This is a genomic window from Micromonospora sp. NPDC005237 (assembly GCF_040607775.1).
Lineage (GTDB): Bacteria > Actinomycetota > Actinomycetes > Mycobacteriales > Micromonosporaceae > Micromonospora.
The window spans coordinates 182303-197800 of sequence record NZ_JBEXHJ010000005.1 but is presented as its reverse complement, the minus strand read 5'-3'; the positions used below and the strand labels follow the sequence as shown (position 1 = coordinate 197800).

Here is a 15498-nt window from a genome sequence, read left to right as displayed (position 1 = left end):
TGCCGCCGCATCGGCGTAACGGAGTCGATCATGCTGCCGCACCCTCGGCGTACGTGCCGCTTCGGTCCAGCGCGGTGGACAAAAAGGGTGAATGACCGCGATTCTCGCCGCCTCCGGGGGCGTTGGACGGGCAGCACGACCAGATCGACTCGGCATTCAGGAAGTCGGGCTGTCCCGGCGCCCACGACACCCCGACTTCCTGGAACCCGAGTCGATCAAGGGGCGACAGCCTCCCCATCAGGGCAGGAGCACATTGCGGCCACCCCGCACGGGCCAGCGACCACCGCGCCCCAGCGACCAACACACCGACAGCCGCCCAGCCCCGACCACGAACGGCCACGCCAACCCCGACCGCACGCACGGCAACCCAACACGAACCGCGAACGGCCACGCCAGCCCGAACGCACGCACGACCCAGCCCAGACCACGAACGGCCACGCCAACCCCGAACGCACGCACGACCCAGCCCAGTCCACGAACGGCGTCAGCAGCGAACGCACGGACGGCGACCAGCGCGGGCTGGGGGCGACCGTGCCCGGCGCAGGGATCAAGCCTGACCGCCCGGAGCCGGGCACGGTCGCCCCCAGCCCCAACCGCAACCACCACCAAGCCCGCCGAACCAGGCAAGCCAGCAAGCCCGCCAACCCGCCAGCCGAACCCCCGACACGCCCGTCGGTCGCAGCCGGTTCAACCGTCCTCCCCCGGGTAGCAGTCAGGCAGGACCGAGGGAGGGCAGCCGGACATGAAGGCGTTGACCTGGCACGGCAAGCGGGACGTACGGGTCGAGGAGGTGCCGGATCCCCGGATCGAGGAGCCGACCGATGCCATCGTCAAGATCACGTCTACGGCGATCTGCGGCTCCGACCTGCACCTGTACGAGGTGCTGGGGCCGTACCTGAAGCCCGGCGACGTCCTGGGTCACGAGCCGATGGGCATCGTCGAGGAGGTCGGGTCGGAGGTGACCGGGCTCAAGCCCGGCGACCGGGTGGTGGTGCCGTTCAACATCTCCTGCGGCAGCTGCTGGATGTGCCGCCGCCAGCTCTACGCCCAGTGTGAGACGACCCAGGTGACCAGCGAGGGCAAGGGCGCGGCGCTGTTCGGCTACACCTCCCTCTACGGTTCGGTGCCCGGGGGGCAGGCCGAGTACCTGCGCGTTCCGCAGGCCCACTTCGGACCGATCGTCATCCCGCAGAGCGGCGCCGACGAGCGGTACCTTTACCTCTCCGACATCCTGCCCACGGCCTGGCAGGCGGTGAGGTACGCGGACACGCCACCGGGCGGGACCCTGGCCGTCTTCGGGCTGGGGCCGGTCGGCCAGTTCTGCGCCCGGATCGGCCGTCACCTCGGCGCCGGCCGGGTCATCGGACTGGACCTGGTGCCCGAGCGGTTGGAGCTGGCTCGCCGGCACGGGATCGAGGTGCTCGACGTCCGCGAGTTGTCCGACGTGCCGGGCGCGCTGATCGACCTGGTCGACGGGCGCGGGCCGGACGCCGTCATCGACGCGGTCGGCATGGAGGCGCACGGCTCGCCGGTCGGAAAGCTGGCCCACGCGGCCGTCGGGCTGCTGCCGGACAAGCTCGCCCAGACGATGACCGACCGGGTCGGCACGGACCGGCTCGCCGTCCTGCACGCCGCCGTGAAGGCGGTCCGTCGCGGCGGCACCGTGTCGCTCTCCGGCGTCTACGGCGGCGAGGCCGACCCGATGCCGATGATGGAGATGTTCGACCGGGGCATCCAGTTGCGCATGGGGCAGTGCCATGTCCGCCGGTGGACCGACGAGATCCTGCCGCTGCTCTCCGGCGACGACGACCCCCTGGGCGTGGAGGACCTGCGCACCCACCGGCTGCCGCTGAGCGAGGCGCCCCGGGCGTACGACATGTTTCAGAAGAAGGAGGACGGCTGCATCAAGGTCGTGCTCGCACCATGAGCCGGGTGGTGGTGGTCGCGGGCGCGACCAGCGGAATCGGCCGGGCGACGGCCCGGGCGTTCGCCGAGCGCGGCGACCGCCTGGTGCTCGCGGCCCGCGCGCCGCAGACCCTTGCCGAGGTACGCGCGGAGTGCGCCGACGTCGAGGTTCTGACCGTACCGACGGACGTCACCGAGGCGGGCGCGCTGGAGGCGCTGGCGGAGGCGGCGATCGAGCGGTTCGGCCGCATCGACGTCTGGGTGCACACCGCGGCGGTGATGGCCTACGGGCGCTTCGACGAGGTGCCGGAGCGGGTGTTCGAGCAGGTGGTGCGGACCGATCTGCTGGCCGCCGCGGGTGCGGCCCGGGTGGCGCTGCGGCACTTCCGGGCCACCGGCGCCGGCACGCTGATCCTCACCGGGTCGGTGCTCGGGCACATCACCGCTCCGTACATGAGCGCCTACGTCACCAGCAAGTGGGGGTTGCAGGGGTTGGCCCGGACGATCCAGCAGGAGCTGCGGGACAGCCCGGAGATCCGGCTGTGCCTGGTCAATCCGGGCAGTGTGGACACTCCGGTGTACCAGCAGGCGGCCAATTACCTCGGTCGGGTCGGCCGGCCCCCACCGCCGGTCGCCGGGCCGCAGCGGGTGGCCCAGGCCATCGTCGACTGTGTGGACCGTCCCAGTCGGGAGGTGTCGGTGGGCCGGCTGAACATGGTGCTGCGGGCCGGTTTCACGGTGCTGCCGGGCGTCTACGACGTGCTGGTCGGGCCGTTGATGCGGCTGGCCGGCCTGAGCGGGCGGCCGGTCCCGGCGCACGACGGCACGGTCTTCGCCCCGAACCCGGCCGGCGAGTCGGTCCGCGGCGGCCACCTGCCCGACCCGCGGCAGTTCGTCCGCGCCAGGTCCGGCCCGGCCGTGCAGCTTCGCGGGCCGGCAGTGCAGCTTCGCGGGCCGGCCGCGCGGCTCCGCGGGCCGGCCGCGCGGCTCCGCGGGGCGGCCGCCGACGTGGTCGGCGCCGTGCTGCGCCGACGGCACGGCTGACCTGTTCGGGATCGTTCGGGACTTCTCTGGGGGCATCGTGCGTCGATCAACTCGCCTAGGGTGGTGGGCCGGCAAGCGCTCCGGCGCCCCACGATGGGAGAGACGATTGACCCTCCGACTGAACCGCAGGACGGCACTCGGACTGGGCACAGTGGCCACTGCCGGTACGGTGCTCGGCGCGGCCGCTCCGGCCAGCGCCGCTGAGACCACCGAGGCGGCACCGACCACCCCGGCCCGGGCTGCCAACCGGGTCGCCGCCGCCTTCACCCGGTACAGCACCGAGGCCGGTGGCAACTGGCAGGCGTACGTCAGTGTGGCCGACCCGGCGGGCCCGCCGGTCGTCGCGGTGACGGCGGACGCGGACCGGCGGATCGAGGCGTACAGCGTCAACAAGATCGCGGTGGCCACGGCGGTGTTGGACAAGGTGGACCGCGGGCTGCTGGCGCTGGACCAGCGGGTCGAGGTGACCGCCTCGATCGTGGTGCCGGGTGGCGATGGCATCTTCAGCCTGGACGGTGCGTACCCCAGCAGCGTGACCATCGGGCACGTGCTGGCCAACCTGCTGACCGTCTCCGACGACACGGCGGTGCGGCTGTGCGGGCTGGTCGCCCCTGCCGCCGAGATCAACTCGATCCTGGTGGGCAAGGGTTTCCCGAACACCCAGGTCGAGCCGGTGGCCAACCCGAACCGGTTCTTCCTCGGCACCAGCACCCCCCGGGAGACCCACGACCTGCTGCGCGCCCTGGTCGCCGGCACGCTGCTGTCGCCGGCCTCGACGGCGTACCTGCTCGGGTTGCTGCGCTCCCCGGTGGCCTTCACCGACGGCATCCGGCGCACCATGTCGTCGGACGAGCGGGCCCGGATCGCCACCAAGGCGGGCTGGTTCGCCGACGCCCGGCACGAGGCCGGGGTGATCTTCGACCGGTCCGGCGCGGCGGTGCTGACCTACGCGCTCTTCGCCGACGGGCAGGCCGACCCGGACAACTTCGGCGCGACCCACCCGGCGGTGCAGGCCCGGGCCGCCATGGGTCCGAAGTTCCTGGCGGCGGTGGACCGTCTCGGCGGCACCGGCACGGCGTACCGGACGACCGCCCGCCGACCCAGCAACGGCGGCTGATCCCGCTGCCGGGTCGGTCGTCGGGTGACGACCGGCCCGGTGCGGGCGACCGCCGGGGCGGGAACCGCCCGGGGGAACTACCGTGTAGTGCGGGACACGGCGGAGGGACGGCGATGGCGCCAGCGGAACGCACGAACGGGCAACGGTCGCTCGGGCGACGGATGCGGGGAACGGCAGGGCTGGCCGCGCTCGCCGGCCTGGCCTGGGTGGCCCGGGACGTGCCCGCGGCGCTCGGCGGCCGGCTCGCCGGCGCCCGCGCCGAACGGGCGGCCCGCTCGCCACAGTTTCGCGACGGGACCTTCCACAACCAGGCCGACACCCGCACGATGGTCGCCGAGCCGGGTCGCAACCTGGTCCGGGAGCTGATCTTCGGAAAGCAGAAGCGGCGGCCCACCGCGCCCGTGCCGCTGTCGCGCCCCAGCGCGTCGCCGGCCGCCGACACCGCCGACGAGCTGAACATCGTCTGGTACGGCCACGCCTCGGCGCTCATCGAGATCGAGGGTCGGCGGGTCCTGCTCGACCCGGTGTGGAGTGACCGCTGCTCGCCGTCCGGGCTGGTCGGGCCGCGCCGGCTGCACGAGCCGCCGGTACGCCTGGACGAGCTTCCCCCGCTGGACGCCATCCTGATCTCCCACGACCACTACGACCACCTGGACATGCCCACCGTGCGGGCGCTGGTGGCCGGGCAGTCGGCACCGTTCGTGGTGCCGCTCGGGGTGGGCGCCCACCTGGACCGGTGGGGTGTGCCCGCCGAGCGGATCATCGAGCTGGACTGGTCCGAGTCGCACCGGGTCGACGGGTTGGAGATCACCGCCACCGCCGCCCAGCACTTCTCCGGCCGAGGGCTGCGTCGCGACGGCACACTCTGGAGTTCCTGGGTGGTCGCCGGGACCCGACGCAAGGTCTTCTACACCGGCGACTCCGGCTACTTCGCCGGGTACGCGGCGATCGGCGCGGAACACGGGCCGTTCGACGTGACGCTGATGCAGATCGGCGCGTACGACCGGGCGTGGCCGACCATCCACATGTTCCCGGAGGAGGCGGTCGACGCCCACCTGGACCTGCGCGGCGGGCTGTTCATCCCGGTGCACTGGGCGACGTTCAACCTGGCCCTGCACGACTGGTCCGAGCCGGTGAACCGGCTGTGGGCCGAGGCGAAGGCCCGCGACGTCCGGCTGGCCGTGCCCCGCCCCGGCGAGCGGGTGGTCGTCGACGACCCGCCCGCCGTCGACGGGTGGTGGCAGTCCGTCGCCTGACGTCGTCAGGCCAGCGCAGGCCCGGCCTGACGTCGTCAGGCCAGCGCAGGCACGGCCTGACGGTCGGGTCAGAGCACGAAGGCGTCGGTCCAGAGCGCGCCGGAGCGGCCGGAGAGCGCGTCCAGCATCGCGACCGCCTGGCCGTCGGTGAGCTGCGCGACGAAGTCCACGATGGCGCGGCCCCGGGCGCGGCCGATCCGGTGCGGCGTACGCGGGTGCAGCTCCGCCTCGGCCAGCTCGACCAGGTCGTGCAGCCGACGGGGCAGCCGGGACTCCTCCTCCGGGTCGAGCAGCCACTCCCACAGCGCCTCGACGAGGGTGCCCAGCAGCCGGGCCTGACCACGCTGGTGCAGGGCCAGATCGGGGCGGGCCAGCACGAACCGGTGGTGGACGAACTTGAGCACCTGCACCTCGTGCCACTGCGCGCAGCCGAGCAGCACGTACCCGGAGCGCACCGACGGCTGGTCGGTCACCGTGATCGCCTCGACGAAACGGGTGGACCAGCGGGCGGAGAACCGCGACACGTACTGCTCCGCCTCGATCGAGCCGTCGAACGGCATCGCCAGCAGCCCGTCCACCAACTCCTCGCGGACGTGCTCGACGGCGGCGGCGAACGCGTCGTCGTCGGCGATCCAGGCGTCCTTGCGGTGCAGCTGCCGGCGCAGCCGCTCGATGGCGGCGCCGGGCCGCCGGGAGGCGGTGGCCAGCGCGGCGTCGGTGATCGCCCGGAAGTGCCCGCTCTCGCGCTGCCAGGCCATCAGCTCGGCCGACACCGCACCCTGCTGGAGCACACCGACCCGGTAGAAGTCCTCCACGTCGTGGATGGCGTACGCGATGTCGTCGGCGGTGTCCATGACGGACGCCTCCACGGTCTGCTGCCAGTCCGGGATGCGGCCGGCGAACGGCTCCCGAGCCTGCCGCAGGTCGTCCAGCTCGGTCCGGTACGCCCCGAACTTCAACGAGCCGCTCTCCGGGTCGTCCGGCGGCGGGGTGGCGCCGCGGGGCGGCGGGTCCAGCAGGCGCGGGTGCGGGTCGGGGTAGTCCAGCCGCGTCCACGGGTACTTCAGCATCGCCGCGCGGACCGCGGCGGTCAGGTCCAACCCGGTGGTGGCCGCGCCCCGGATCTCGGTGCTCGTGACGATCCGGTACGACTGGGCGTTGCCCTCGAACCCGTCGGCGAGGCCGAGGCGCTGGCGGGCCAGCCGGTCGAGCACCCGCTCCCCCAGATGCCCGAACGGCGGGTGGCCGAGGTCGTGGGCGAGCGCCGCGGCCTCCACCACGTCGGGGTCGCAGCCGCCGAGCTTGTCCAGCAGGCCGCGCCACCTGTCGTCGGCCGTCAGGCGCTCGGCGATCGCCCGGGCCACCTGGGCGACCTTCAGGCTGTGCGTGAGCCGGTTGTGCACCAGCAACCCGGAACCGACCGGGCTGATCACCTGGGTGACCCCGCCGAGCCGGGCGAAGAACGGCGAGCCGACGATCCGGTCCCGGTCGGCGCGGAACGGGTTGGCCGTGAGGTCGCCGAGGGCCCGGGCGCTGCCGCCGAAGAGCCGCCGGGCGCGCGGCTCCGCAGGTGATTCCATGATCGCCACGCTAGCGCAGGCCCGGCGGGGGTTGTCGACGGATCAACCCGGACGGGCGCGGTGGGCGAGACGGTGTACCCGGCCGGGCGCGGCGACAGCGGCCGGGGGCGCCCGGCACAATGCAGGCGGTACCCACTCCCGAAGGCGGATCGAGATCGTGACCCAGTCTGTTCATCAGCGGATCGCCGACGAGCTCGGCGTGGCCGAGCGTCAGGTGCGGGCGGCCGTGGAGCTGCTCGACGGCGGCGCCACAGTGCCGTTCATCGCCCGCTACCGCAAGGAGGCCACCGGCCTGCTCGACGACACCCAGCTGCGCACCCTGGAGGAGCGGCTGCGCTACCTGCGGGAGCTGGACGAGCGGCGGGCCGCCGTGCTGGAGTCGATCCGCGGCCAGGGCAAGCTGGACGAGGCCCTGGAAGCCCAGATCATGGCCGCCGACTCGAAGTCGCGGCTGGAGGACATCTACCTGCCGTACAAGCCGAAGCGGCGGACCCGGGCGCAGATCGCCCGCGAGGCCGGGTTGGCGCCGCTGGCCGAGACGCTGCTGGCCGACCCGAGCCAGGATCCGCGAGCCACGGCCGCCGGGTTCGTCGACGCGGACAAGGGTGTCGCCGACGCCGCCGCCGCGCTGGAGGGCGCGCGGGCGATCCTCATCGAGACCTTCGCCGAGGACGCCGACCTGATCGGCACGCTGCGCGAGCAGATGTGGTCGCGGGGCCGTCTGGTGTCGCGGGTACGCGAGGGTCAGGAGACGGCCGGCGCCAAGTTCTCCGACTACTTCGACTTCTCCGAGCCGTACCCGAAGCTGCCCTCGCACCGGATCCTGGCGATGTTGCGGGGCGAGAAGGAGGGCGTGCTCGACCTGACCATGGAACCCGAGGAGGCCGGCGAGGCGGACGCCGTGCCGACGGGCCCGAGCCGGTACGAGGCGGTGATCGCCGGCCGGTTCGGGGTGTCGGACGCCGGCCGCCCGGCCGACCGCTGGCTGGCCGACACGGTCCGCTGGGCGTGGCGTACCCGGATCCTCATCCACCTCGGGGCCGACCTGCGGATGCGGCTGTGGCAGGCGGCCGAGGAGGAGGCCGTACGGGTCTTCGCCACCAACCTGCGTGACCTGCTGCTTGCCGCGCCGGCCGGCACCCGGCCCACGATGGGACTGGACCCGGGCCTGCGCACCGGGGTGAAGGTGGCAGTGGTGGACGCCACCGGCAAGGTGCTCGCCACCGACACGATCTACCCGCACGAGCCACGTCGACAGTGGGACGCGTCGATCGAGACCCTGGCCCGGCTGGCCGGGGCGCACGGGGTGGAGCTGGTCGCGATCGGCAACGGCACCGCCTCGCGGGAGACCGACAAGCTGGCCGGCGACCTGATCAAGCGGCACCCGCAGCTCAACCTGACCAAGGTGATGGTGTCCGAGGCCGGCGCGTCGGTCTACTCCGCGTCCGCGTACGCCTCGCAGGAGCTGCCGGGGATGGACGTGTCGCTGCGCGGCGCGGTCTCCATCGCCCGCCGCCTCCAGGACCCGCTCGCCGAGCTGGTCAAGATCGACCCACGCTCGATCGGGGTCGGGCAGTACCAGCACGACCTGTCCGAGGTGAAGCTGTCCCGGTCGCTGGACGCGGTCGTGGAGGACTGCGTCAACGCGGTCGGGGTGGACGTCAACACGGCCTCCGCGCCGCTGCTGACCCGGGTCTCCGGGATCGGGGCCGGGCTGGCCGAGAACATCGTGCTGCACCGGGACGCCAACGGGCCGTTCCGCTCGCGGACCGAGCTGAAGAAGGTGGCCCGGCTCGGGCCGAAGGCGTTCGAGCAGTGCGCCGGCTTCCTGCGCATCCCCGACGGCGACGACCCGCTGGACTCCTCCAGCGTGCACCCCGAGGCGTACCCGGTGGTGCGGCGCATCCTCGCCAGCACCGGTCAGGACCTGCGTTCGGTGATCGGCCGGAGCGCGATCCTGCGCGGGCTGCGGGCCACGGACTTCGTCGACGACCGGTTCGGCCTGCCCACCGTCACCGACATCCTCGCCGAGTTGGAGAAGCCGGGCCGCGACCCGCGACCGGAGTTCCGCACCGCCACCTTCGTCGAAGGCGTGGAGAAGATCGGTGACCTGACGCCGGGCATGGTGCTGGAGGGTGTGGTCACCAACGTGGCCGCCTTCGGCGCGTTCGTCGACGTCGGGGTCCACCAGGACGGTCTGGTGCACGTGTCGGCGATGTCCCGGACCTTCGTGAAGGACCCCCGCGAGGTGGTCAAGTCCGGCGACGTGGTCAAGGTCAGGGTGCTCGACGTGGACGTACCCCGCAAGCGGATCTCGCTGACCCTGCGCCTGGACGACGAGCCCGCCGCCGCCGGTGGCGGCGGTCGGACGAGTCAGGAGGGCCGCGGCGGCCCGGCGCAGCGCGGACCGCAGGGTGGACGCGGCGGACAGGACGGTCGCGGCGGGTCCGGTGGCGGCCAGGTCGGGTCCGGCGGTCGCGGCGGGTCCGGCGGCGGCCAGGGCGGTTCCGGCGGTCGCGGCGGGTCCGGCGGTCGCGGCGGCCAGGGCGCACGGGGCGGGCAGCAGCGGCAGGGCGCGCCGGCGCCAGCGAACGACGCGATGGCGGAGGCTCTGCGCCGCGCAGGATTGGCCTGATCCGTCAGCCAGCGCGAGGAAGCGCCGGGGATGCCCCGCAGGGGCGGTCATCCTCGGCGCCTCCCGAGCCCGGTCGCGCGGTGACCGACTCGCCGGGCCATCGGCGGGCACTGTCGAGCTGCCCCACCGGTGGGGCGCGCGAGCTGCCCCACGCCCCCAACCGCCCGCCCGACCCACGGCCTGGCTGGGCGCCTGCGGCTCCCGGTTTCGGTGCAGATCTTGGACAGTTTCCGTTCGGCGCGGACGGAAACTGTCCAAGATCTGGAGTTGTCGGCCTTTCCAGGCGAGCCCGCCCCAGATCTGGGGCAGCTCGACAGGGGGCGTTCGAAGGTCGGGTGCCGAGCGCGGCCATCCGTGACCACGCCAGCCAGCGGCAGCCGGCGAGGCGGGCAGCGAGGCGGGCGGGAAACGGGTCGCGTGTCGGCGGGCTTCTGGGTGATGATCTCGCGGTGCGAATGCATGCCGACCAGGTGGACGTGAGCGCGGACGTGGTTGCCGCGCTGGTGGCCGAACAGTTTCCGCGCTGGCGCGGTCTGCCGGTGCGCCCCCTCCGTTCGGCCGGCACCGTGAACGCCCTGTTCCGGCTCGGCACGGAATTCGTGCTGCGGTTTCCGCTGCGCCCCTCCGCCGACCCCGCGCTGCGCGACACGCTGCGGCAGGAGCAGGAACACGCTGTGCTGCTCGCCGCGCACCTGCCGATCGCGGTGCCCGAACCGCTCGCCCTCGGTGCGCCGGGTGACGGGTACCCCGGGTGGTGGACGGCGTACCGGTTCATTCCCGGGGAGACGGCCCAGCCCGATCGGATCGACGACCCGGACGTCTTCGCCCGTGACCTGGCCGCCGTCGTGGTCGCCCTGTACGGCGTCGACACCGGCGGACGGTCGTGGCCGGGGTTCGGCCGGGGCGGGCCCCTGGCGGACCAGGATGCCGACGTACGGGCAGCCCTCGCCGTCAGCGGCGAACTCACCGACACCGTTGCGCTCGCCGAGGTGTGGGACCGGTGCCGGAACGCGCGCCGGGACGACCCGGTCGACGTATGGATCCACGCCGACCTGATGCCGGGCAACCTGCTCGTGCGCGATGGGCGGCTGGCCGCGGTCATCGACCTGGAGTTGGTCCAGGTCGGCGACCCCGCGGTGGATCTGATGCCGGCGTGGAACCTGTTGGACCCCGGGTCGCGGGAGACGTACCGGCGGGCGTTGGGCGTGGACGACGCCACCTGGGAGCGGGGGCGCGGCTGGGCCCTGGCGCAGGCGATCAACGCGCTGCCGTACTACGTCGACACCAACCCGGTGATGGCCGACATCGCCCGGCACACCCTTCGGGCCGTGCTCGACTGAGTCGGGGCGTACCGTCGGCTCGTGGGTGAGGACGACGGCCGCGAGTGGCGGGAGCGGCAGCAGCGCGCGGTGCGGGCGCACGCCGACGCGGACGCGCGGCGGCGGGCCGCCGAGCAGGCGCAGGCCGCGGAGCTGGTGGCCTGGTTCGTGGCCGAGGCCACCCGGTGCGGGCTGCCCACCACGCGCCTGGTCGCCAGGGGTTACGACGGGCGCGGGCGCTACCGGACCCGGCTGACCGGCTGGTACGTCGACCGGGCCGAGAGCCGGGCGGTGGACGTGGCCGGGCGGTTCCACCTGCTGACCGTGCCGGGCGGCCTGCGGGCCTGGCTGTTCGGCGTCGACCCGCAGCCCAGCCCGCCACCGCTGGTGGTGGGGGCGGGCGGCCGCGACGGCGAGTCGATCCCGCTGCGGACGCTGCTCAACCGGCGGCTGGCCGACGGGACCGACGGGCCAGGTTCCACCACCAGAGCTGCTGCACCACGAGCGTGAGCAGTCCGGCCAGGACGATCGCACCCAGGTTGATCACCAGTTGGAGTGCCGAGCCGCCCGCTTCGTGCCATACGCCGTAGGCGGCGGCCACCGCCACGTTCGCCGCGGCCGGGACCGTCGTCACCGAGATCAGCACCCCGACCAGGCTGCCGGACTTCTTCGAGGTCAACGAGAGCATTCCGGCCACGCCGGCGAGTAGACCGACCACCCAGGACAGCGCGTCCGGTCGCCAGATGAAGTCGGTGAGCGGGCGTTCGGCGAGCAGCATCTCCCGACTGACCAGGCCGGCTGCGGTCAGCGCCCAGGTGCTCAGCACGGTCGCCACCATGGCCGCCAGGAAGCCGACCACGAGAGCCTGCACCGAGCGGCCGATCACCCCGAGCCGGCGGCGCAGCAACGCCACGCACAGCGCGGCGAGGGGGCCGAACTCCGGACCGACGACCATCGCCCCGACGATGAGAATCGGCTGGTCCAGCAGCACCCCGATGCCGGCGATCATGGTGGCCACCACGATCAGTACGAGGTACGTGCCGGACAGTTCCGTCTGCTCGCCGGTCTTCGCGGCGATCTCGTCCCAGACCACCGCGTCCGCGCCACTGCCCGGTGCCCGGTCCGCCGCCCGGTCGGCCGCCGCGGAGATGGTCAGCTCGATGTCCTCGGCCGCGATGCCGCCGCTGGTGTCCACGCCGATCCGCCGCAACTCCCGCAGCACGCGGTCGGCGCTCTCCCGCACCACGTCGCAGAGGATGAGATCACCCTGCGGTTGCCGGGCGGCACCCGGCAGCACGGCGAGGTGAGTCACCCCCGCCTCTGCGGAGAGCAGGTCGACGACCTCAGTCGATCTGCTCTCCGGGGTGATCACCCTCAGGTGCAGCACGCGCCATCCCCTCGCCGGTCCGGCCGGTGCTTCCCTCGCCCGACCGGCCGTCGCGACTCTACAGCTCGCCCCGTCGCGACCGGGAGCTGCACAAGGCCGAGGTCACAACGTGCGCCTCGGCCTTGTCGGAGACTGCTGCACCGGGGTCAGCGCCGCCGGTGACTCTCCATCGCCTCGCGCAGCGCCCGCTCGACCCGCTCGGCGCCGGCGGCGATGGAGAAGACCCGGTCGTAGTGCGCCCGACCGGCCTGACCGAGCAGCTCAAGCTTCTCCCGGCCCAGGTCGCAGAGTTCCCGCAGGGCATCGGCGATCGAGTCGGGGTCACCCGGTCGCGCGGTGATGCCCGCCCCGCTGTCCCGTGCGACGGCGGCGGCGTCCCCTTCCGCGGCGACCAGCAGGGCCCGCCCGGCGGCGAGGGTGGCCTGCACCTTGCTCGGCATCGTGTACGCCGACATGCCGCCGGGCCGCAGGCTCACGTAGTGCGCGTCACCGGTGGCCATCAGCGCGGGCATCCGTTCCCGGGGCACCCGCCCGAGGAACCGCACGTGTGTCACGTTCGCTTCCTCGGCCCGGCGTCGTAGCCGCTCCTCGGTGGTTCCGGAGCCGGCGATCAGGCAGACCAGCCGCGGGTCGCGGAGCCGGGCGCAGGCGTCGATGAGTGGGTCGAGCCCCTGTGCCTCGCCCAGCGTGCCGGCGTACACCAGCACCACCTGGTCGTCGCGGAGCCCGAGTTCGGCGCGCAGGTCCGCGACGCCGGTACGCGGTGTCTCGTCGGCCCACACTGGAATGTGGACGAGCTTCTCCCGGGGTACGCCCCGGCTGGCGAGCAGGTCGGCGGCGCCGGGCGAGACGTACGCGATCCGGCCGGCGCTGCGGTACATCCCACCGCACCAGCCGGCCATTCCCCGCTCGATCATCCGTGACACCCGGTCGGTGCCGAGGAAGCCGCTGGCCACCGCGCTGTCGGGCCACAGGTCCAGCACGTGCAGCAGCACCGGCACCCGCTGCACATACCGGGTGAACCACATGGGCACCGCCACGCTGATCGGTGAGTTCCCGACCCAGAGGGCGTCCAGGCCGCGCAGCGCCGACGTACCGGAGACCAGCGCGGAGGCGGCGAACGAGCCGTAGTTGGCCATCCGTCGCAGGGCGGAACGGTCGTGGCTGGGATAGAGGGCCACCCGGCGGATCCGGGTCGGCCCGTCGACCTCGTCGAGTCGGCGGGTCACCCGGTAGCCGGGTGCCAACTCGCCGGTGGGGTAGTTGGGGAAGCCGGTGACGACCTGGACCTCGTGCCCCCGGTGGGCGAGGGCCCGGGCGAGCATTCCGGGGAGCGCGGCGGCGCCCGGCTCCGGGTCGAACCACTGGGTGAGCAGGCCGATCCGCATCGGCCTCACCTCGCCGCTGAGCCGGCGACGGGGCGGGTGGACTGCTCGCCGTCGGCCTGCCACAGCGTGGTCAGCGACTCACCGAGGTCGTACGCGGGCGCCCACCCGAGCACCCGGTTCGCGCGTTCGATGTCGGCGCACATCCAGGGCACGGCGGCCGAGCGGCTGGCATCCGGCGCGAAGCTGCCGTCGCGGATGTCACCGGAGAAGCCGGACACCTCGGCCAGCAGTTGGACGACGTCGCGCGTCGCCACCGCCTTTCCGCTGCCCACGTTGAAGACCCGCGCGGGCCCCGGCCGGCAGTGCGCGGCGGCGAGGACCGCCGTGGCGACGTCCCGCACGTCGACGAAGTCCCGGTACGTGTCGTGCAGGCCCACGGCGATCTCCTCCGTTCCGGTGGCGACCGCCGACCTCACCATCGCGGTCACCCGAGTGAGCACGTTGCCCGGCGGCATTCCCGGGCCGACCGGGTTGAAGATCCGCAACACCATCGTGTCGAGTCGGCCGGCCCCGCCCGCCAGCTCCGCCAACCGGGTGGCGGCCAGGTGGCTGAGCCCGTACTCGCTGACGGGTGTGCCCGGGTACTCCTCGGTGACGGCGAGGCCGTGCGGCACGGTGCCGTACTCGGCGGCCGAGCCGATGCGGATCAGGCGGGCACCGGGGGCGGCGGCGGCCACCGCCTCGATCAGTTTCGCGGTCGCGACGACGTGCGCCTGCACGAAGTCGTACCCGGAGCCGACGATCCGTCCGGCCGCCGTCACCACCGTGTCCGGTCGCTCCCGGGCGACCAGCGCGGTCAGGTCGCGCAGCTCGATCCGGACCAGATCACACTCCGCCCGGGTGATCGACCGGACGGTGGTGTGGGCGGCCAGCGCCGTCCGGATGTGCCGGCCGAGGAATCCACCGGCGCCCAACAGCAGGACCCGGTTCATCGCCGGTGGGCGGAGTCGTGGTCGGCGGTCGCCTGCGCGGGCGGGTTGCCGGTGAACTCGTGCCAGGTGGCCGCCCCCGGCGCGGAGATTCCCTGGCGGCTGAGCACCACCCAGACGGTGGCCAGGACGATCCGCAGGTCCAGCAGGAAGGACCGGCGGTCGACGTACTCGACGTCGTAGGCGAACTTCGCGCCCCAGTCCAGCGCGTTACGGCCACGCACCTGGGCCAGCCCGGTGATGCCCGGTCGCACGTCGTGCCGACGGGCCTGTTCGGAGTTGTAGAGGCTGAGGTAGCGGACGAGGTGCGGGCGGGGACCGACCACGCTCATCTCGCCCCGCAGCACGTTCCAGAACTCCGGCAACTCGTCGAGGCTGCTGGCCCGCAGCCAGCGGCCCACCCGGGTCAGGCGGTCCGCGTCGCTCACCAGCCCCCGGTCCGGGTCGGGGTGGCGCATCGTCCGGAACTTGACCACCTCGAACAGCTTGCCGTGCAGCCCGGGGCGGGTGTGCCGGAACAGCACCGGCCGCCCGTGCGCCACCAGCACGACCAGGGCCACCAGCGCCAGCACGGGAGCGCCGAGCAGCAGGACGAGAAGAGCGCCGAGGACGTCGAGCAGCCGCTTCCAGCGATCGTAGGGTCGCCGTGTCGTAGTGCCGTCCGGAGGTGTTTCCCGACCGGTCGTCAGGTCGGAAGCACCGGCGCGCGGGTGCGCCGCGTGGAGAGCAACTTTTGGCATAGGAGTACGCATACCACCTTTTCCAAGCACCAACTCCGTCTTTGGCGCTAACGACTCAGGGGCGTCGACAATGGTGGGCCGAACGGCTACTTCGGCAGCGCCGGTCACTGTTCGTGTAATTGTCGAAGGGCCACTGTGAGCATCGAACGCGACTCTAGTTCCTCTTAGCTGAAGAGGTCACAGCGCCTCTTGTCCACG

12 protein-coding genes are annotated in these 15498 nt (G+C 73.2%); 7 read left to right on the top strand and 5 right to left on the bottom strand.

Annotated features, from left to right (window positions below):
• The first annotated feature begins 742 nt into the window (after positions 1-742).
• The 4 genes from ABZT87_RS15715 to ABZT87_RS15700 all read left to right on the top strand — a co-directional run bounded on the left by ABZT87_RS15715 (position 743) and on the right by ABZT87_RS15700 (position 5322).
• Entirely contained in the window at positions 743-1927 is a 1185-nt protein-coding gene (locus ABZT87_RS15715) for a zinc-dependent alcohol dehydrogenase (RefSeq protein ID WP_354856800.1), read from the top strand.
• On the top strand, positions 1924-2949 hold the full coding sequence (locus ABZT87_RS15710) for an SDR family NAD(P)-dependent oxidoreductase (RefSeq protein ID WP_355136169.1): 1026 nt from the start codon (positions 1924-1926) through the stop codon (positions 2947-2949). Before ABZT87_RS15715 ends, ABZT87_RS15710 begins: the two co-directional genes overlap by 4 nt.
• Positions 2950-3055: 106 nt before the next feature.
• Positions 3056-4066 (top strand): serine hydrolase, encoded by a 1011-nt coding sequence (locus ABZT87_RS15705; protein ID WP_355136167.1) that lies wholly within the window; start codon positions 3056-3058, stop codon positions 4064-4066.
• A gap of 113 nt (positions 4067-4179) precedes the next feature.
• Entirely contained in the window at positions 4180-5322 is a 1143-nt protein-coding gene (locus tag ABZT87_RS15700; protein WP_355136165.1) for an MBL fold metallo-hydrolase, read from the top strand.
• A 68-nt stretch (positions 5323-5390) separates the two neighbouring features.
• Here ABZT87_RS15700 and dgt read toward each other — a convergent pair whose 3' ends face one another.
• Positions 5391-6902, bottom strand: a complete 1512-nt coding sequence (gene dgt / locus ABZT87_RS15695; RefSeq protein WP_354856790.1) for a dGTP triphosphohydrolase — start codon at positions 6900-6902, stop codon at positions 5391-5393.
• A gap of 157 nt (positions 6903-7059) precedes the next feature.
• Between dgt and ABZT87_RS15690 the strand changes: the two genes are divergently transcribed.
• The 3 genes from ABZT87_RS15690 (at position 7060) to ABZT87_RS15680 (ending at position 11366) form a co-directional block, all read left to right on the top strand.
• On the top strand, positions 7060-9537 hold the full coding sequence (locus tag ABZT87_RS15690; protein WP_355136163.1) for a Tex family protein: 2478 nt from the start codon (positions 7060-7062) through the stop codon (positions 9535-9537).
• A gap of 455 nt (positions 9538-9992) precedes the next feature.
• Entirely contained in the window at positions 9993-10877 is an 885-nt protein-coding gene (locus ABZT87_RS15685) for an aminoglycoside phosphotransferase family protein (RefSeq protein ID WP_355136486.1), read from the top strand.
• Between the two features lie 21 nt (positions 10878-10898).
• Positions 10899-11366, top strand: coding sequence for a hypothetical protein (locus ABZT87_RS15680; protein WP_355136161.1), 468 nt, complete (start codon positions 10899-10901; stop codon positions 11364-11366).
• On the opposite strand, the gene ABZT87_RS15675 is transcribed toward ABZT87_RS15680, so the two are convergent.
• From ABZT87_RS15675 to ABZT87_RS15660, 4 genes are all read right to left on the bottom strand, one after another.
• A complete protein-coding gene (locus tag ABZT87_RS15675) occupies positions 11296-12243 on the bottom strand; it encodes a DUF389 domain-containing protein (protein WP_355136159.1) in 948 nt (315 codons plus the stop codon). The two genes, ABZT87_RS15680 and ABZT87_RS15675, sit on opposite strands and share 71 nt — an antisense overlap.
• Before the next feature lie 146 nt (positions 12244-12389).
• On the bottom strand, positions 12390-13631 hold the full coding sequence (locus ABZT87_RS15670; protein WP_355136157.1) for a glycosyltransferase family 4 protein: 1242 nt from the start codon (positions 13629-13631) through the stop codon (positions 12390-12392).
• Positions 13632-13636: 5 nt separating this feature from the next.
• The gene (locus ABZT87_RS15665) at positions 13637-14563 is read right to left on the bottom strand and encodes an NAD(P)-dependent oxidoreductase (protein WP_354856780.1); all 927 of its coding nucleotides are present in this window, start codon (positions 14561-14563) and stop codon (positions 13637-13639) included.
• The gene (locus ABZT87_RS15660; protein WP_355136155.1) at positions 14560-15300 is read right to left on the bottom strand and encodes a sugar transferase; all 741 of its coding nucleotides are present in this window, start codon (positions 15298-15300) and stop codon (positions 14560-14562) included. Before ABZT87_RS15660 ends, ABZT87_RS15665 begins: the two co-directional genes overlap by 4 nt.
• Positions 15301-15498 lie beyond the last annotated feature (198 nt).

What these genes read in the sequence shown, in the direction of transcription:
- ABZT87_RS15715 (WP_354856800.1), top strand. Translation starts at nt 743, where the DNA reads ATGAAGGCGTTGACCTGGCACGGCAAGCGGGACGTACGGGTCGAGGAG.
- ABZT87_RS15710 (WP_355136169.1), top strand. Translation starts at nt 1,924, where the DNA reads ATGAGCCGGGTGGTGGTGGTCGCGGGCGCGACCAGCGGAATCGGCCGG.
- ABZT87_RS15700 (WP_355136165.1), top strand. Translation starts at nt 4,180, where the DNA reads ATGGCGCCAGCGGAACGCACGAACGGGCAACGGTCGCTCGGGCGACGG.
- dgt (WP_354856790.1), bottom strand. Translation starts at nt 6,902, where the DNA reads ATGGAATCACCTGCGGAGCCGCGCGCCCGGCGGCTCTTCGGCGGCAGC.
- ABZT87_RS15685 (WP_355136486.1), top strand. Translation starts at nt 9,993, where the DNA reads ATGCATGCCGACCAGGTGGACGTGAGCGCGGACGTGGTTGCCGCGCTG.
- ABZT87_RS15670 (WP_355136157.1), bottom strand. Translation starts at nt 13,631, where the DNA reads ATGCGGATCGGCCTGCTCACCCAGTGGTTCGACCCGGAGCCGGGCGCC.
- ABZT87_RS15665 (WP_354856780.1), bottom strand. Translation starts at nt 14,563, where the DNA reads ATGAACCGGGTCCTGCTGTTGGGCGCCGGTGGATTCCTCGGCCGGCAC.
- ABZT87_RS15660 (WP_355136155.1), bottom strand. Translation starts at nt 15,300, where the DNA reads ATGCCAAAAGTTGCTCTCCACGCGGCGCACCCGCGCGCCGGTGCTTCC.